The organism is Priestia aryabhattai B8W22, from assembly GCF_000956595.1.
In the GTDB taxonomy this organism is placed as follows: domain Bacteria; phylum Bacillota; class Bacilli; order Bacillales; family Bacillaceae_H; genus Priestia; species Priestia aryabhattai.
This window is the reverse complement of the sequence record NZ_JYOO01000049.1, coordinates 1-18430: the sequence shown is the minus strand read 5'-3', so window position 1 is coordinate 18430 and position 18430 is coordinate 1. Positions and strand designations below refer to the sequence as shown.

Here is an 18430-nt window from a genome sequence, read left to right as displayed (position 1 = left end):
CTGCACCTTTTTTATTTTATCTGTTGTCGCCGTTTAAGAAATCACCTAAAGAACCAAGGATGCTGCCTTCACCTTTACCTCCCGTTGGCGAAACTGCACTTGATAAAACGCGATCGGCTAGTCGGCTAAAAGGAAGAGATTGAATCCAAACTGTTCCCGGTCCTGACAGAGTAGCAAAAAACATGCCTTCTCCTCCAAACAGAGCTGTTTTGATTTTCCCTACATATTCGATGTTGTAATTTACATCACGGGTCATGGCCACTAAACAGCCAGTATCCACACGAAGGCGTTCACCCGGCTGCAGCTTCCTTTTATGAATGGTGCCGCCTGCATGTAAAAATGCCAGGCCATTACCTTCTAATTTTTGCATAATAAAACCTTCACCGCCAAAGAAGCCCGTTCCTAGTTTTTTTTGAAAATCAATACCAACGGATACGCCTTTGGCAGCGCATAAAAAGGAGCTTTTTTGACAAATGATTTTATGATCGAGCTGCTCCAAATCGACAGGAATAATCTTACCTGGAAAAGGTGAAGCGAAAGATACTTTTCGTTTGTGATATCCGTTATTTGTATATAACGTCATAAATAAACTTTCACCAGTTAATACCCGTTTCCCTGCTCCTTTTAGTTTATTAAAAAGCCCGCTGCTGTTGGAGGAAGAACCGTCACCAAAAATGGTTTCCATCTCAATATCATCTTCCATCATCATCATTCCTCCAGCTTCTGCTATAACGCTTTCTGAAGGATCTAATTCAATTTCAACAAACTGCATGTCATCTCCATACAATTTATAATCAATTTCATGTGCATTCATCATTTTCACCTCATTATAAATTCTAATCTCCTATTCATTCGATGTCATCTCCTATAGCTCCTACTAAAAATAGAAAAAAGAGTAGTATGAAGAACTACTCCTTTTCAGTGTATGGATCTTTCTCATAGGCCGGTAAATCTCCAAATATGGTCATCGTACCTTCTTCATCCAGTGCATTTTCATATCGCTCATGCTCTTTTGAAGGGTAAATAGGAAGAGGCTGTCCATATAAATCGGTAGCGGCAAAGTTTTCATAATCTTCAACGTACCCGATAGCTTCATCCGCCTCAATATAGGTTTCACTATAGTTGGACGTATCTTCTATAAAATCAGAAGGAGATTCAGACGTCCCGTAACGCGCAACGTCTTGCCAAGAATCTTCTGCGTCATACCCTGTCGTTTCGGTATCATCATAGTCGTATTGACCAAATGGGTGATGGAGAACATTTTCTTCTACAGGCCTGTGCTTTGGAATATCCTGTGACGGGCTGTGTTCTCTACAGTATAAAGTAGTTGGTACAGCCTGAAGTCTTTCAAACGAGATATCTGCTCCGCATACTTTGCATGTTCCATACGTGCTGTGAGCGATTGCCTGAAGTGCTTCTTCTATTTCATGTAGCTCTTGTTTTGCATGTTCATTTAGTGCAAGGTCCTTTTCACGCTCGTATGTTTCTGTGGCTGTGTCACCAGGGTGGTTATCGTAGCTTGAAAGTTCTCCTACAGCATCGTGAGCGTCGCTTCGAGTTAGACCAAAATGATCATTTTGGTCAAAGTGCGATTGAATATCAGCCTGCTGCTGCTGTAAATTTTGTTTTAACTGACTGATTTCTTGTTTTGAAAGTGTCATGAAGCTCCCCCTTAAAAATTTAGTGTGCTTTTGTAGTATGTGTTAAAAATTCAAAAAAACACGATTCATATTAGGAGGATTTGGGGTATTCATGAAGCTAAGAGAGAAAAGGAGTGGAAAATTAAAGAAAGGTAAAGGTTATAGAAAAGGGTATGATAAAAGTAACGTTCTCAAGGTTTAAGGAGTACTAAATAGATCATAAAGATTTTTGATTCATTTAATGAAAAGACATAATTTAGACAAGCGAAATTAATTTTTTCTCGTGAATCGCGATGCTAGATTTTTTTGGACTGAAAGTTTATAATAAGTTAGTTACAGACTTAAGAAAAAAAAGATGAACGGGGGGACGTAGTGTGATTGCAACGACCGAACAGTTAGTACAAGAATACATTAAAGATGCGATTGAGTGTGCAAAAAATGAAAATCAGCCAAAATTGGTCAGTTTAGTGAAAAAAGTAAGACCTATTGACCCCCTTATTTTTTATGCGAACGGACATGACCAGTTTTATAAAGAACGCTTTTTTTGGAAAGATCCCAACAGTTATTATACATTTGTTGGATTAGGATATGCGCATACTATTTGCACCAATGCGGCAAAAGAACGTTATTTCCACATTGAAAATGAATGGAAGCGCTTTATAAAAGAAGACTTTTATAAAAACAACCAAATTTTCCCGGATGGGACAGGTCCTCTTTTATTTGGAGGATTTTCATTTGACCCAAATCAGTATCGAGAAAACTATTGGAGTGATTTCCCGAGTTCAAAATTTATGATTCCAACTGTGTTATATACTCAGGTAGACAAAGAAGGATATCTTACCGTTAATATGATGGTTAAAGGACAAGATTCTGTAAAAGAGCACATCAATTATTTTGAAGAGGTCCAAAAACTTGTTCGTTGTGAAGAGTACGACGGGGAATCTCATATTTCACCTTTGCTGTTGGAAAAAGAGGAAATTGGGGTAGAGAAATTTAAAGGAAATGTTGAAAGAGCTACTACTTTAATTAAGCAACAGGCTATAGAGAAAGTGGTTCTTGCTCGCCAATTAAAAGTAAAATTTAATGAAGATATTTCTACTGAATACGTGCTTCAGCGTCTGTTAAAGGAACAGCCAACTAGCTACACATATATTTTAGAGGGAGAGAATCAGCATTTTATCGGCGCTTCCCCAGAAAGACTAGTGCAAAAACAAGGGGATTATGTGTTTTCCACTTGTTTAGCAGGTTCGATTCCAAGAGGAAAGACAAGGCAGGAGGATCACGAACTAGGTGAGGAATTGCTTCAAGATCCTAAGAACTTAATTGAGCACGATGTTGTTGTTCATATGATTAAAGAAGCGATGAATTCTTATTGTTATGAAGTAGAAATTCCAAGTAAGCCAAGTTTATATAAAACAAAGCATATTCAACATTTGTATACACCTGTTAAAGGGCGTATAAAGGAAGATGTGACGCTATTTTCATTTATTCAAAAGCTCCATCCAACACCAGCGCTAGGAGGATATCCTCAACAGGAGGCATTGCCTATTATTCGAAAGCTAGAATCCTTTGACCGAGGGTGGTATGCAGCTCCTTTAGGATGGATGGATATCAACGGAAACGGTGAATTTATAGTAGGAATCCGCTCCGCTGTTATTCAGCAAAAAGAAGCCGTTTTATTTGCGGGCTGTGGAATTGTAGCAGATTCTACGCCTGAAAGTGAATATGAAGAAACAAGAATTAAATTCAACCCGATGCTTTCAGCTTTAGGAGGGATTATGCGTGGAACACATTAAATCATTAACAACGTATATTGCGTCATTCGTGGATGAATTAGTAGAAGCAAATGTTGAAGAAGTAGTGGTCAGTCCAGGGTCACGTTCAACGCCTATTGCGATGCTTATGGCTGAGCACCCTGATATTCATGTGCACTTAAACATTGATGAACGTTCTGCCGGCTTTTTTGCTCTAGGAATAGCAAAAGCAAAGAAAAAACCAGTGGCGCTTGTATGTACATCTGGAACAGCTGCAGCGAATTATTATCCTGCAGTAATTGAAGCTCACTACTCACGCATTCCTTTAGTAGTTATCACAGCGGATCGGCCGCATGAGTTAAGGGATATAGGTGCCCCGCAGGCCATTAATCAGAATCATCTTTTCGGTCAATATGCGAAGTGGTTTGTAGATACAGCTTTACCAGAAGAAAGTGCAGATATGAATCGTTATATTCGAACAGTAGCTTCAAGGGCTGTTCATACAGCTCAAGCTATACCGAGCGGTCCTGTACACATTAACGTACCTTTACGTGAACCGATTGTACCAGATTTGTCTATTGAAGATTTATGGAGTCAGGGGAAACGCGGTAAATCATATGTGGCTGCTATTCATGGAGAAGCATCTCTATCTGAAAAAGGATTCGAAGAAATTGTGAAGCGCTTAGAGGGAACAACAAAAGGACTTATTATATGCGGAGATCAAATGTCTTTAAAAGCAGTAGACAGCGTATGCCGTTTAGCTGACGCTTTAAGTTTTCCCGTGCTCGCAGATCCGTTATCACAATTAAGAAGCGGCAAGCATTCAAAAGAAAATGTAATAGAGACCTATGATACATTTTTAAAAAGTAATAAGGTTGATGAGCGTTTTCACCCGGAAGTTGTCATTCGTTTTGGCGCGATGCCGGTATCGAAACCTTTATTGCAATTTTTAAAAGCACACGAGCCGAAAGAAATGTTTGTAGTTGACCAAGGTAAAGGCTGGAGAGATCCTACTTTACGTTCAACAGTCATGATTGAAGCTGATGAAACATTATTTTGTGAAGAACTGATCAAGCGCCTTTCAGCGAATCAAGAGGAGTCTACTTCATGGCTGAGGCTGTGGAAAAAGATTAATAATCAAGCCGCACAGGCTCTGAAAACATTAACTTCTGGCCAGGAGTGGTTCGAAGGACAAGTGGTTCAAGAAATTGTTGATGTAGTACCTGAAGGCACGGCTTTGTTTGCGGGAAATTCAATGCCTGTTCGAGATATTGATTCTTTCTTCTTAAATACGGAAAAAGATATTCCACTCTTTGTAAACCGAGGAGCAAATGGAATTGATGGTGTGGTTTCGTCTGCTCTAGGCGTAAGCACTGCTTACGACCACACCGTTTTATTTATTGGTGACCTATCGTTTTATCACGATTTAAATGGTCTGCTGGCAGCTAAAATGCATAATTTAAATTTAACCGTTGTGCTAGTTAATAATGACGGCGGAGGAATTTTTTCATTTTTACCGCAGTCGAAACAAGAAAAGCACTTTGAATTTTTATTTGGTACGCCAACTGGATTAAATTTTGAGCATGCCACTCGTCTGTATGATGGCACATTTTCTTCAGCAAGCAGCTGGGAAGAATTTCGACATGCAATGAACCATGCTTTCACAAAAGGCGGGTTACATGTTGTAGAGATTCGTACAACTCGTACAGAAAATGTAGAGACTCATCGCAGTTTGTGGAAACTTGTTTCCGAGGAAATAAATTTGTCAAACGGTGAGGAATAGGCAATGATGTATCAATTAAATGGTGTATCTTACTATGTGCACACCGAGGGAAAAGGAGAGCCGCTGCTTCTGCTTCACGGCTTTACAGGTTCTTCTCAAACATGGCGTACCTTTATAAAGAAATTTGTTAAAGACTATCAAGTAATTGCTGTTGATATTATTGGCCATGGTCAATCAGCAGCTCCGAAAGAAATCAAACCATACTCAATGGAAGCAGTTGTTGAAGCACTGCATGAGCTACTTCAACAGCTATCTCTATCACAGGTGAATGTAATTGGATATTCGATGGGAGGAAGGCTTGCTCTTTCATTTGCTCAGCGATATCCACACCTTGTGAAAAAGTTGGTATTAGAAAGCGCATCGCCTGGTTTAAAAACGCGAGAAGAACAAAAGCTAAGAAAAGAAAAAGATGAACAGCTGGCGAGCCGCATTATGAAAAATGGGATTGAAGAATTTGTGAACTTTTGGGAGGGAATCCCTCTTTTTAGTTCTCAAAAGCAATTGCCTAGCCATGTTCAAGAAGCGGTGCGTAAAGAAAGACTTTCACATACAGAAATCGGCCTTTCCAACAGTTTGAAAGGAATGGGAACAGGAGTTCAGCCGTCCCTTTGGGAGAAGCTGGACGATCTGTTGATGCCGGTTTTGCTTATTACAGGAGAAGTAGATCAAAAGTTTTGTTTAATTTCCAAAGAAATGCAAACATTAATACCAAATGCTACTTCTAAAATTATTTTAGGGACAGGCCATGCAATTCACGTGGAACAACCCGAGATTTTTGGTAGAATAGTAAGTGAGTTCTTAGCTACTACATAATTAGGAGGAAATAAAGATGACAGTTGAATGGACATCAGTACGTCAGTATGAAGACATTTTATACGAAACATATAATGGAATCGCTAAAATTACGATTAACCGTCCGGAAGTGCACAATGCATTCCGTCCAAAAACAGTAATGGAATTAATCGATGCATTTGCTTATGCTCGTGACGATGCAAGCGTTGGAGTAATTGTATTAGCAGGTGCTGGAGACAAAGCATTTTGTTCAGGCGGAGACCAAAGAGTTCGTGGCCACGGCGGCTATGTAGGAGAAGACGAAATTCCACGTCTAAATGTTCTAGATTTACAGCGTTTAATTCGCGTAATTCCAAAGCCGGTTGTTGCGATGGTATCAGGCTATGCAATTGGTGGAGGTCACGTTCTTCACGTTGTATGTGACTTAACAATTGCAGCGGATAACGCAGTCTTTGGACAAACAGGTCCTAAAGTTGGAAGCTTCGATGCAGGATACGGCTCTGGTTACTTAGCTCGCATCGTAGGTCATAAGAAAGCGCGTGAGATCTGGTTCTTATGCCGTCAGTATAACGCTCAAGAAGCACTAGACATGGGATTAGTAAACACAGTGGTTCCACTAGAGCAGCTTGAAGCTGAAACAATTCAATGGTGTGAAGAGATGCTAGAAAAAAGTCCGACGGCTCTTCGTTTCTTAAAAGCAGCATTTAATGCTGATACGGACGGCTTAGCTGGTATCCAGCAATTTGCGGGTGACGCAACGCTTCTTTATTACACAACGGACGAGGCAAAAGAAGGTCGCGATGCATTTAAGGAAAAACGCAATCCAGACTTCCAACAGTTCCCACGTTTCCCTTAAGCAGCTGAAACAGCTTGGTGATTATCATCAGGCTGTTTTTTCAATTTGATTTAGTTAATCAGTATAAAAAGGAGAGAAATTTATGAGTAGCCAAACGATTCCTAATGGGCTTATGCAAAGAGCATATTTGACACCAAATCGAGTGGCGGTAGAAACACCGCAAACGTCGCTTACTTTTCAAGAGCTTCATAAGCGTGTTCAAAAAGTAGCGCAGCAGCTTTCGTTTAACGGTGTAAAGCAAGGTGATGCCATTGCTTTATGCATGAAAAACAGCGTGGAGTTTATTGAGATTTTACATGCGGTTTCTTATATTGGCGCTCGGGTGCTGCTCGTCAATACGCGTTTGACAAACGCAGAAATCAATTATCAGCTAACAGATGCAAACGTGTCGTTGCTTATTATGGATGAAGCATTTTTGATGAGAGAATTTCAAAGTTCCATTACTCAGCTTTCTTTATCTGCCTTAGAAAGTTCTCCAGAAACAGAAACGTATTTTCAAAAAACGTGGAATCTCGAGGAGACGTTCACTATTATGTATACGTCTGGAACAACAGGTAATCCAAAAGGAGTGCTGCAGACATATGGAAATCACTGGTGGAGCTCCGTTGGATCAGCGCTTAATTTAGGATTAAATGAAAAAGACTGCTGGCTTATAGCGGTGCCTTTGTTTCATATTAGTGGCTTATCTATTTTAATGCGGAGCGTCTTTTACGGAATGAAAATCATTTTAGAAGAACGATTTGAAGCAAGAGCGGTGAATGAAGCAATTGAAAACAAAGGAGTAACAATTATTTCGGTTGTCACTTCCATGCTGTCCAATATGCTGGATGAATTAGCTGAGCGGAAATATCCAAATACATTTCGCTGTATGCTTTTAGGAGGGGGACCCGCACCGCTTACTATTTTAGAGGCTTGTGTGACTAAAGAGATTCCTGTTTATCAAACGTATGGAATGACAGAGACATCTTCACAGTTCGTTACGCTTTCACCTGAAGACAGTTTGCGAAAGCTTGGATCAGCAGGTAAACCATTATTTCCGTGTGCAATGAAAATTGTAGATGAGAATGGAAATGAAACACGTGAAGCAGGAGAGATCATTGTTAAAGGTCCAAATGTTACAAAAGGATATTTAAATAAACCTGAAGCTACTAAAAAAGCCCTTCAACAAGGTTGGTTCTATACAGGAGATATCGGGAAAGTGGATGAAGAAGGCTTTCTATATGTATTAGACAGACGTTCGGACCTCATTATTTCAGGTGGAGAAAATGTATATCCAGCTGAAATTGAAAATGTTTTGTTGAAGCATCCCGCTGTTAAAGAGGCCGGTGTAACGGGAGTAGCTGATGAAAAATGGGGACAAGTTCCAGCTGCATGTATTGTTGTAAACGAAGACGTTTCAGATGAAGAGTTATCTTTACACATTCAACAATTTTTAGCAAAGTACAAACTTCCAAAGTATTTCGTTCGAGTAGAGGAGCTGCCCCGAACGGCTTCTAATAAAATCATACGCCGAAAGCTATCATCGTTCATACAGAAAGGGAGTTAATCGATGATTATAAAAAAAGTCCATCTCTATAAAATTGACATGAAGCTTCTTTCTCCTTTTTCAACAAGCTATGGTACGGTCCAGGATCGAGAATTGATTTTGCTTGAAGTAGAAGATGAAAAGGGATTTACAGGGTGGGGAGAAGTCGTTGCGTTTTCATCTCCTTGGTATACGGAAGAAACGATTCAGACATGTTTTCATATGTTAGACGATTTTTTAATTCCTTCGCTTCTTCATCAGCATCTTCAAAAACCAGAAGATGTTCAAAAGTTATTCAAACCTTTGAAGCGGAACAACATGGCTAAAGCAGCTTTGGACTGTGCTGTATGGGATTTGTATGCAAAGCGGCAAAATAAGCCCTTAGCTGAAGTGATTGGCGGAGTAAGGCCTGCTGTAGAAGCTGGAGTGGTAGTTGGCTTAAATGATATTTCTATAATGAAAGAACAAATAAGGACTTACATGAAAGATGGCTATAAGCGTTTTAAAGTAAAAATCAAGCCGGGTGCTGACTATGAGCTACTGAAACAAATTCGAGATGAATTTCCAAGCATTCCTCTTATGGCTGATGCCAATTCAGCCTATACGTTAAGCGATAGTGATTCATTGAAAAAACTAGATAAATTGAATTTAATGATGATCGAACAACCGTTAAGTTCTGATGATATCCTTGATCATCGATTATTACAAAAGCAAATGCAGACGCCGATTTGTTTAGATGAAAGTATTGTGAGCTATGAAGATGCACGTCATGCAATCGAACAAAAAAGCTGCAAAATTATCAATGTGAAAATCGGTCGAGTTGGCGGAATGTCCGTAGCAAAGCAGATTCATGATTTATGCGCCCAGCACGGTGTAAGGCTTTGGGTGGGAGGGATGTTAGAAGCCGGGATTTCACGAGCTCATAACATTGCCCTTGCCACACTGCCTTCTTTCACGATACCAGGTGACATTTCCGCGTCGTCTCGCTATTGGGAAAAAGATATTATTAAGCCTGAAGTAGAGGTAGAAGCCGGAGTAATAAAGGTGAAGGAAAAACCGGGGATCGGGTACGATATTGATAAAAAGTTTATCAAAACAATCACAGCATTTGAAAAAGAATACAAATAAAAAAAACCGTTTTTTATGAAAAACGGTTTTTTTATTGATGTTGTCAATGTTTAGTAGAAAAATAGGACAAATTTTTTAAAAAGAGCACATTGTTCCATCAAGCGTGTCAAAACATGTTATGATGGAATAGTTTGATGAAAAAAGTCGAAGGGTTTTATCGTAAAAAACAAAATTATTTTTGAAAATAGGTTGATAGTTTTCTAAGTTGTCCTATATAATGTGTTTATAACATAACACAATATGTTGTTTGTTGAACAATAATAAAATACTATATTTTGTGTTTTCCAGTGAAAAAGGTGTCTGATAAAAAGACTTAAAAGGGAATTTGGTGAAAATCCAAAGCTGTCCCCGCAACTGTGAATGCTGATGAAATAAGGAGATCCACTGTGAGTAAACATCATGGGAAGGCCTTAAAGTAAAAAGAAGCATAAGTCAGGAGACCTGCCTTTTTTATGTCGTTTTATCTTCTTCGGGAGGTGAGAGGGTAGAGCGAGGATTGAGAAAAGACTTAGTGTCTTCTTCTATCTTCGTTCTATTCGCTCACCGAGGTACGGTGAGCGATTTTTTATTTTGAAGTGAAGAGAGGAGCCATATTTATGGTGAATACATTAAAGCCTACAATTCTACATGAATTAACTGCATATATTGAACGTCTAAAAAAAGAATTTACGCAGCTTGATTTTTCTTTGTATGAGGAAAAGGTTATTCAAACTGTTACAGTAAAGGAAAATATGACGGACGAAAAGGTTGCAAACGTACTAATTTTGGCAGCCCTAGAGCGTATTTCAATGGAAGAACCAGATTGGACGTACGTGGCAGCAGACGTCTATTTAAACGAACTATATCGAAAAGCAGCAGACAGCCGAGGTTATGATAAAAAAGAGAAGTACGGTTCGTTTTATCAGCTTATTCAAGAACTAACAAAAATCGGCATTTATAATAAACAACTATTAAAAACATATACAGAAGAAGAAATTAATGAAATTGCTTCAGTCATTATTCCTGAACGCGATCGTTTATTTACATATATTGGATTGTTGACATTAGCAGATCGCTATTTAGCGACATCACATGATAAGCGCGTATACGAACTACCGCAAGAACGTTTTCTTATCATTGCTATGACACTGATGTCTCAAGAAAAGAAAGAAAATCGAACAGCATTAGTAAAAGAAGCGTACTGGGCGCTTTCTAGTCTATATATGACGGTTGCCACTCCAACGCTTTCAAACGCAGGAAAAAGCTACGGACAGCTGTCTAGCTGCTTTATTGACACGATTGATGACAGCTTACGCGGTATTTATGATAGCAATACAGATTTGGCCACGCTTAGTAAAAATGGAGGCGGAATTGGTGTCTACCTCGGTCATATTAGAAGCCGAGGAAGTGATATAAAAGGTTTTAAAGGCGTATCATCAGGAACAATTCCATGGATGAAACAGCTAAATAATACGGCTGTAAGTGTCGATCAGCTAGGTCAGCGACAAGGAGCTATTGCCGTATATTTAGACGTATGGCATAAAGATATCTTTTCATTTTTAGACGCGCGTCTGAACAATGGTGACGAACGCCAGCGCACGCATGATTTATTCACTGGCGTATGTCTGCCAGATTTGTTTATGGAAAAAGTAGAAGCACGTGAAGACTGGCACTTATTCGATCCTCACGAAGTTCGTACGCTGATGGGCTACTCGTTAGAAGATTTTTATGATGAAGAAGAAGGCAGCGGTTCGTTCCGCACTCATTACGCTGAGTGTGTAAACAATGAACAGCTTTCAAGAGAAACAGTGCCTGCTATTGAAATCTTCAAGCGCATTATGCTTTCGCAGCTTGAAACCGGAACTCCTTATATGTTCTATCGTGATACGGTTAACCGAGCTAATCAAAACCGCCACGCGGGTATGATTTACTGCAGTAACTTATGTACAGAAATCACGCAAAATCAAAGTACAACGGTCGTAACGGAGGAAATTACGGAAGACGGAAAAATTATTATTACAAAGAATCCGGGCGATTTTGTCGTATGTAATCTTTCTTCTATTAACTTAGCGAGAGCCGTAACTGAAGATGTGCTTGAACGTTTAATTCCAATTCAAGTACGCATGCTTGATAATGTTATTGAGCTAAATGATTTGCCAGTACTTCAAGCAAAGCTAACGAATCAAAAGTACCGCGCAGTGGGGCTTGGCACATTTGGCTGGAACCATCTGCTTGCCTTGAAGAAAATAGCATGGGAGACAGATGAAGCGGTAGCATACTGCGATGAATTGTATGAACAAATTTCTTACTTAACCGTGCAGGCAAGTATGAACTTAGCTAAAGAAAAAGGCGCATATCCATTATTTAAAGGCTCAGATTTTGAGTCAGGCGCTTATTTTGAAACACGTGAATACACAAGCGAAGCGTGGAATGAACTGCGTAACGAAGTTCAAAGCAATGGGATAAGAAATGGATACTTAATGGCTGTAGCACCTAATTCATCAACATCTATTATCGCGGGTTCTACGGCAAGTATTGATCCGATTTTCCGTAAGTTTTATTCAGAGGAAAAGAAAAATTATAAAATCCCAGTGACGGCACCAGATTTATCGCCAGCAACAAACTGGTATTATAAGTCCGTTTATTTAATTGATCAGCACTGGAGCATTAAGCAAAACGCAAAGCGCCAGCGCCATATTGATCAATCTATTTCATTCAATTTATATGTACAAAACGATATCCGAGCAAAAGAGTTACTGGATCTTCATATGACGGCATGGAAAGAAAAATTAAAAACGACCTATTACGTACGTTCAACATCAAGTGAAGTCATTGAAGAATGTGAAAGCTGTCATAGTTAAAAGGAGTGAATAATTGATGACAAGCATGTTAAAACGAGAATTAATGAACGAAACAGCTCCGAACCGTTCGACAGGAATCATCAACGGCAAGAGCTCCAATATTCTAAACTGGGATGACGTCCGATTTTCATGGGCGTTCCCTAAATACAAGCGTATGCTAGCTAATTTCTGGACGCCGTTTGAAATTAATATGGGTCAAGATATTAAGCAGTTCCCTCAGTTAACCGCTGACGAACAAGAGAGCTTTTTGAAAATTATTGGCCTGCTGGCGCTGCTGGACAGTATTCAATCAGATTATGCTAGCAAAGTAGCTGACTATGTAACCGATTCTTCGATTAATGCTCTAATGATTATTTTAGCGCAGCAAGAAGTGGTTCATAATCATTCGTATTCATATGTTTTATCAAGTCTTGTACCAAAAGGGAAACAAGATGAAGTATTTGAATACTGGCGTACAGACGAAAAGCTTCGGGCACGAAATGACTTTATTACAAACGGATATAAAGCATTTAGCGAAGAAGCAACGGTTGAAAACTTTTTGAAGTCTATGGTATATGATGTTATTTTAGAAGGTCTTTTCTTCTATAGCGGATTTGCGTTCTTCTATAATCTTGCGAGAAATCAAAAGATGGTGGCGACATCTACGATGATTAACTATATCAATCGTGATGAACAGCTTCATGTTGGATTATTTGAAAAGATTTTCAAGGAAGTACTAAATGAAAATCCAGCTTATCGTACGGAGGAGCTAGAAACGTTTGTAGTTGAAACGTTCCAAGAGGCGGCCCGTCTTGAAATTGAATGGGCGGAATCTGTTATTGGAGAAAAATTCGATGGCATTACGATGAAAGAACTGCAGCAGTACATTGAATATATGGCTAACAAACGCTGTAATCAGTTAGGCTTCGGTCGAGCTGCTTTCCCAGAAGCACCGATTGAAAATCCTCTTCGTTGGATTATTGCTTATCAAGAGGTAGATTTAGGGAAAACGGATTTCTTTGAACAGAAATCACGACAATATACAAAAGCATCAGATGCAAATGGATTTGATGATCTATAAACACAAAAGCTGACTAATTTCCTTATTGATTAGTCAGCTTTTTTTAAGTGAATAAGTCCAAGTTCTAACGCACGTGTAGTAATTAAGTCATCAATTTCTTCTGGAATATTTTCAAGTGTTCCCCATTTGTATGTCCATAAATGAGTAAACGATTGTACATAGATTGGAAAGGTTTGTTCATTTGCCTTTATGGCTTCTTCTTTAAAAAAATGAATCAGTTGTTCAGTCTTCATATTAGTCTCCTTTTTTATGATCTTGAAGAGAGAAAAAAGACAACCCAGAGGCTGTCCTTTTGCGGGTTACGCTTCAGTTGGCTTGAACGTTTTACAGTCTGTTTCATAGCTGCTTGCTGCATGTTTTCCGCTATGACTTACTACGTAAATTTCTTCTGCACTGCAGTGATTTCCATTTTTCCAAAAGTGACAGTTATTTACTTCACAAAGAATGTTTTGTTCCAACGTTAACCCTCCTTTGTATGTGATAGCTATAGTATGGTCAAAATTCAGCTAACTTATAAGAAAGGTGGTAGACTTTCATTTTAATTGAGAATTTTTATCAATTAAACATTGACAAAGAGAATCATTCTCAATTAAACTGTGTATATAGTAAAGAATACAGGTTGTTGTCAAATCATTAAATGAATAATTAATTGGGAGGGAACAAACATGTCATCAGTAATGGTTGTAGGAGGAGACAGGTTAAAGCATATTACAGATCGTCTAGCGGGAGAAGGGTTTAATGAAGTAATTCATTTAGATGGCCGTAAAAGCAATATGGTGAAGCGAGAAATTCCTGAACATATTGGGTTTGTATTAGTTATTACGGATTTTATTAATCACAATATGGCAAAAGTCATTAAAGAGAAAGCAAAAAAACAGCAAAAACCAATTTATTTCGTCAAACATTCATGGAGTGCTATTCGTAAAGTGATTGAGCAAATTTCATGATTTAATTTTTAATCATTATTGAGAATGAATTTCAATTAGGGTGGTGAGACATAGATGGAACCGATGAAAGTGCATATAAAGACACTTTCCAATAACCACATCGAACAATTTATTCGATGTCCGTACAAATTTTATCAGCAGCAGCTTCTTTTGAAAAAGACATCTATAGATTGGAAACAGCATGTTCAAGTAACTGTCCATCAAATCATTAAAACATACTATAGCAAGCCAGTTGAGTATCGCTCAAACCTCTATGTTTTACAGCTTATTGAAAAATATTGGCGCCTAAAGCCAAATATGTTTTCATCACCCATTCACTATTACGATGTGTTAGCTAAAGTAAGTGATTATTTACTGAGGTTTTTAGGCGAGAAAACACATGTGGAGCTACCTCTTTTTGTGTTTGAGAAATACAGCGTTTATGTAGAAGAAATTCAAAGCAACCTTTCTCTAACCATTGATTTTGCTGCATGGACAGACAAGTCTTATACGGTAACAAAATTCATTCTAGATGACCATGAAGAAGTGAAGAACGCAATGAAAGACTTTATTATTGTTTTTTCGAAACAAGCTTTTAAAAAGGTTCCTGAACAAATTCGTTTTTATTCATTATTAACCGGAGAAACAACAACTTATCATATTGCACCAGACGATTATGAAAAAGCCGTACTTCAACTACATATTGTCAAAAGTGTGTTAATGGAACCAAAACATTTTCAAAAGAATTATGCATCCAGTGAGTGTGAAAATTGTTCTCTTAAGCAAGAATGTGATGAAGAAGGGGATGTGCGGCCAACACTGCTGGTGTAAAGGAGCGTCATTTATATGAAGGAAATCTTACTAGCTTATGCGAGTATGTCAGGCAACACAGAAGCAATAGCCGATTTGATCGAAGAAGAATTAGTCAAGCATGGATTGCATGTGAAACGAGCAGAGGTATATGACATTGATGCTTCTGACCTTGTATCCGCAGAATCTATTATCTTTGGAGCTTATACGTGGGGAGATGGAGAGCTGCCAGATGATTTTTTAGTATCTTTATGATGAAATGGATGATATAGATCTCAGTCAAAAGCAGATGGCTGTATTTGGTTCAGGTGATTCATCATATGATGTTTTTTGCGGCGCAGTTGATTTAATTGAAGAAAAAATAAAGGGACGCAACGGAAATATAGCCGTTCCCGGTTTGAAAATCGAGCTCTCTCCCTTTGGAGAAGATGTAGAAAAATGTAAGGTATTTGCTAAAGACTTTGCTGAAGTAGTGGCAAAATCTGCTGCTTCATAAGAAAACCCGGTCAAGTGCTGACCGGGTTTTTTAATATGGCTTCTTTTTGCTGTATTCTTTATTATCTTTCATGAATAGACGCCAGAAATAAAAGAATCCAGGAAATAAAATAGCAAAGCCAACAATATACACAATAAATAACGAACGAAACGCATCGGGATGTGTAAATCCATTCTCAATCGTTACGTTTGGATAGACCACATAAGGTAAGTGGCTTCGTCCGTATACGTAACTTGCTAAGAAATATTGAAGGATAATAGATACCACGGCTAAACGAGGCATGCCTTTTCCTTTTTGAGAAGGCAGCAGCAGAGCAATACCAGCTATTACAAATAGGCCTACAGATCCGTAAAGAAGGGGCTTAAACTGCATCATTTTATCATATAACCAGCTTGCTTCTGATTGCATTGTAATCATAATAAAGATAGCCATTAGCAGGGAAAGAGGCCCCGTAATGAGCGCATCACGCCGATAGACCGCATAAGCTTCCATTTCGTCAGATGACTTCGAGTAATCTGCTAATAACAGAGACGATAAAAACAGCGAAGAGGTAATGGCAAAACCGATAAATGAATAGACGTGCGGACTTGAAAATACTTTTGCTAAATTTAATCGCTGCGTTCCGTCAATTATATCAATAAACCCACCTTGACTTACGGGCAGTACGGCGATTAAAAAAGCAGGAATTAACACGCCGGATATACCGGATATATAAACCAATGCTCTCCGATATTTGAAGCTGCTAGCATAGTGTGAAAACACTAAAAACCCGCTTCGAATAGATAAGAGAAGTAAAATGATACTTCCGGGTATTAGTAACACTGTTCCAAGCGTAAATGTAGCTCGAGGAAAAAAACTAAACAGCGCAACAACAATCGCCACAATAAATACATTGGTTACTTCCCAAGTAGGCGATAGATATCTGTTTGCTACATCTGTAGCGTTCGTTTTCGTACGATTAATATATACCATCGACCAAAAGCCAGCTCCAAAGTCCATCGTTCCCATTACGGCATAGATAAAAATGAAGCCCCATATTACAGTGATTGCTAGTAATGAATCAGCCATATTCTCACATCCTTTTTAATCTGCTTGCGCAGCAAGCTCTTTAGAAAGCGGATTTCGTCTAAAATAAAACACCAGTACAAGGGCGACTGCGGCCACGAGTACGATATAAACAAGCAAAAATAAAAAAAATAAAATATGCAAATTAGCAGAAGTGGTAACTGCTTCTGATGTACGCATGATGCGGTAAATGACCCAGGGTTGTCTGCCTGTACATGCGAAAATCCATCCGAATTCAATGCCCATGATCGCGAGAGGGCCCGTTGCGACAAATGCCCACATGAAAACTTTAGGGAAGCTTTTCTTCTTTAAAAACTTGTACCAAACAACGCCCACTAGCGCCACTAAAATTAAAATCGATCCGATAATGACCATACCGTTAAACAAGGTATGCACAAAAAGCGGCGGCCAATAATCTCTAGGGAAGTCATTGAGTCCAGTAATCACTGTATTAAAGCTATTACCCGACAAGAAGCTGAGCATCCACGGAAACTCAATTCCATACTTGACTCGCTGTTCTTTTTCATCTGTAAATCCGCCTAAAGCTAATGGAGCATGATCTTGCGTTTCAAATAGACCCTCAGCAGCTGCGAGTTTTTCAGGTTGATATTCGTATACTTTTTGCATGGATTCATGTCCATTCAAAGCCGTTACAAAAGAAAAAATCCCGCCGATTACTAATCCCATCATCAAAGCTTTATGATGAAATTTATATTCTCTTGGATTATGTTTTCTCGCACGAAGCATTTTAAAGGCAGCTACTGAAGCAATGACAAAGCCTCCGGTTGTATAGGCAGAAACAGCTACGTGACCGGACGTTACAAAGAAACTCGGATTAAAGAAAGCTGCCCAAGGATCTACGCTTACAATTTCGCCATTTAAAATCCGAAATCCAGCAGGTGTTCCTTCAAATGCGTGCACGTTTGTAATTAAAACGGCAGAGGCAAGGGCGCCTATTGCTACTAGAACCAGACTAATAATCCGCATCTTTCGAGAAATACGGTCCGCTGCGTATACATAAATGGAGAGAAAAAGAGCCTCAATAAAGAAAGCATAAATTTCAATTTGAAAGGGAAGAGCCATCACTTTTCCTACGATTTCCATAAAGCCTGGCCAAAGCAACGCTAATTGTACACCAGCAATCGTTCCCGTAGGAATAGCGACTCCAAGCAGGACAGCAGCTCCTTTTGTCCAGCGCTGTGCCATAAGTTCATAATCTTTATCTTTTGTTTTGTAGTAAAGAATTTCAGCCAATAAAATCATGAGAGGAATGCCGACGCCAAGAGTGGCAAAAATGATATGTACTCCCATGTTCAGACCAAACATTGAACGTGCAGTAACTAAATGATCCATTCATTTTTCAACCTTTCCAGTAAAGTATTGATAAACCTTATTGTCCACTTTTTACCACGCTTTATGCATCAGAACTGGTAAAACATATCACTTGAAAATAGTAATCATTACGATTATAATAAATGTATATTGTTTTAAAGGAGAGATATTTAATGAAAACAAATATTCATCCAGACTATCGTAAAGTTGTATTTATGGATACAAATAGCGGAACATCATTTTTATCAGGATCTACAAAACAATCAAATGAGACCGTTCAGTGGGAAGATGGCAACACGTATCCGCTTTTAAAAGTTGAAATCAGTTCGGATACACATCCCTTTTATACAGGAAAACAAAAATTTGCTGATAAAGGCGGCCGTGTAGAACGCTTTAAGCAAAAATNTAAATTGCAATAAAAAA

General features: G+C 38.7%; 17 protein-coding genes, 1 pseudogene and 1 riboswitch. Of the genes and pseudogenes, 12 read left to right on the top strand and 6 right to left on the bottom strand.

Going from position 1 to position 18430, the window contains the following annotated elements:
* Positions 1-16 precede the first annotated feature (16 nt).
* Together N178_RS24210 and N178_RS24205 are read right to left on the bottom strand one after the other, a co-directional pair.
* Positions 17-814: a TIGR00266 family protein gene (locus tag N178_RS24210; protein WP_045295387.1), complete on the bottom strand. Its 798-nt coding sequence runs from the start codon at positions 812-814 to the stop codon at positions 17-19.
* 94 nt (positions 815-908) lie between these two features.
* Positions 909-1661: a TraR/DksA C4-type zinc finger protein gene (locus tag N178_RS24205; protein WP_013059568.1), complete on the bottom strand. Its 753-nt coding sequence runs from the start codon at positions 1659-1661 to the stop codon at positions 909-911.
* A gap of 353 nt (positions 1662-2014) precedes the next feature.
* On the opposite strand from N178_RS24205, the gene N178_RS24200 reads away from it, so the two are divergent.
* From N178_RS24200 to N178_RS24165, 8 genes are all read left to right on the top strand, one after another.
* Complete coding sequence (locus N178_RS24200) at positions 2015-3436, top strand: isochorismate synthase (protein WP_045295385.1); 1422 nt, start codon at positions 2015-2017, stop codon at positions 3434-3436.
* Positions 3423-5177, top strand: coding sequence for a 2-succinyl-5-enolpyruvyl-6-hydroxy-3-cyclohexene-1-carboxylic-acid synthase (gene menD, locus N178_RS24195; RefSeq protein ID WP_045295384.1), 1755 nt, complete (start codon positions 3423-3425; stop codon positions 5175-5177). The genes N178_RS24200 and menD overlap by 14 nt, the downstream gene beginning before the upstream one ends.
* Before the next feature lie 3 nt (positions 5178-5180).
* Entirely contained in the window at positions 5181-5990 is an 810-nt protein-coding gene (gene menH / locus N178_RS24190) for a 2-succinyl-6-hydroxy-2,4-cyclohexadiene-1-carboxylate synthase (protein ID WP_045295382.1), read from the top strand.
* Between the two features lie 16 nt (positions 5991-6006).
* Entirely contained in the window at positions 6007-6825 is an 819-nt protein-coding gene (menB, locus tag N178_RS24185) for a 1,4-dihydroxy-2-naphthoyl-CoA synthase (protein ID WP_013085280.1), read from the top strand.
* Positions 6826-6907: 82 nt separating this feature from the next.
* Entirely contained in the window at positions 6908-8371 is a 1464-nt protein-coding gene (locus N178_RS24180) for an o-succinylbenzoate--CoA ligase (protein WP_045295379.1), read from the top strand.
* 3 nt (positions 8372-8374) lie between these two features.
* A complete protein-coding gene (gene menC / locus N178_RS24175; RefSeq protein WP_045295378.1) occupies positions 8375-9478 on the top strand; it encodes an o-succinylbenzoate synthase in 1104 nt (367 codons plus the stop codon).
* 277 nt (positions 9479-9755) lie between these two features.
* Positions 9756-9941: riboswitch (cobalamin riboswitch) on the top strand.
* Between the two features lie 133 nt (positions 9942-10074).
* Complete coding sequence (locus N178_RS24170; protein ID WP_045295376.1) at positions 10075-12318, top strand: ribonucleoside-diphosphate reductase subunit alpha; 2244 nt, start codon at positions 10075-10077, stop codon at positions 12316-12318.
* Between the two features lie 16 nt (positions 12319-12334).
* Positions 12335-13378 (top strand): ribonucleotide-diphosphate reductase subunit beta, encoded by a 1044-nt coding sequence (locus N178_RS24165; RefSeq protein ID WP_013059560.1) that lies wholly within the window; start codon positions 12335-12337, stop codon positions 13376-13378.
* A gap of 29 nt (positions 13379-13407) precedes the next feature.
* On the opposite strand, the gene N178_RS24160 is transcribed toward N178_RS24165, so the two are convergent.
* Positions 13408-13611, bottom strand: a complete 204-nt coding sequence (locus tag N178_RS24160) for a hypothetical protein (RefSeq protein ID WP_013059559.1) — start codon at positions 13609-13611, stop codon at positions 13408-13410.
* Positions 13612-13677: 66 nt separating this feature from the next.
* Positions 13678-13836 (bottom strand): DUF1540 domain-containing protein, encoded by a 159-nt coding sequence (locus N178_RS26455; protein WP_013059558.1) that lies wholly within the window; start codon positions 13834-13836, stop codon positions 13678-13680.
* Between the two features lie 207 nt (positions 13837-14043).
* On the opposite strand from N178_RS26455, the gene N178_RS24155 reads away from it, so the two are divergent.
* The 3 genes and pseudogenes from N178_RS24155 (at position 14044) to N178_RS24145 (ending at position 15610) form a co-directional block, all read left to right on the top strand.
* Positions 14044-14325 carry a DUF2325 domain-containing protein gene (locus N178_RS24155; protein WP_028411863.1) on the top strand — a complete coding sequence of 94 codons (282 nt, stop codon included), beginning with the start codon at positions 14044-14046 and terminating at the stop codon, positions 14323-14325.
* A 54-nt stretch (positions 14326-14379) separates the two neighbouring features.
* Positions 14380-15135 carry a hypothetical protein gene (locus tag N178_RS24150; protein WP_237758599.1) on the top strand — a complete coding sequence of 252 codons (756 nt, stop codon included), beginning with the start codon at positions 14380-14382 and terminating at the stop codon, positions 15133-15135.
* A 15-nt stretch (positions 15136-15150) separates the two neighbouring features.
* A pseudogene (locus N178_RS24145) lies at positions 15151-15610 on the top strand (flavodoxin).
* Between the two features lie 30 nt (positions 15611-15640).
* On the opposite strand, the gene N178_RS24140 reads toward N178_RS24145, so the two are convergent.
* Together N178_RS24140 and N178_RS24135 are read right to left on the bottom strand one after the other, a co-directional pair.
* Positions 15641-16678 carry a cytochrome d ubiquinol oxidase subunit II gene (locus N178_RS24140; RefSeq protein ID WP_045295374.1) on the bottom strand — a complete coding sequence of 346 codons (1038 nt, stop codon included), beginning with the start codon at positions 16676-16678 and terminating at the stop codon, positions 15641-15643.
* Between the two features lie 15 nt (positions 16679-16693).
* A complete protein-coding gene (locus tag N178_RS24135) occupies positions 16694-18028 on the bottom strand; it encodes a cytochrome ubiquinol oxidase subunit I (RefSeq protein ID WP_045295372.1) in 1335 nt (444 codons plus the stop codon).
* A gap of 152 nt (positions 18029-18180) precedes the next feature.
* Here N178_RS24135 and N178_RS24130 point away from each other — a divergent pair, with 152 nt between their 5' ends.
* Positions 18181-18426, top strand: coding sequence for a type B 50S ribosomal protein L31 (locus N178_RS24130; protein ID WP_045295370.1), 246 nt, complete (start codon positions 18181-18183; stop codon positions 18424-18426).
* Positions 18427-18430 lie beyond the last annotated feature (4 nt).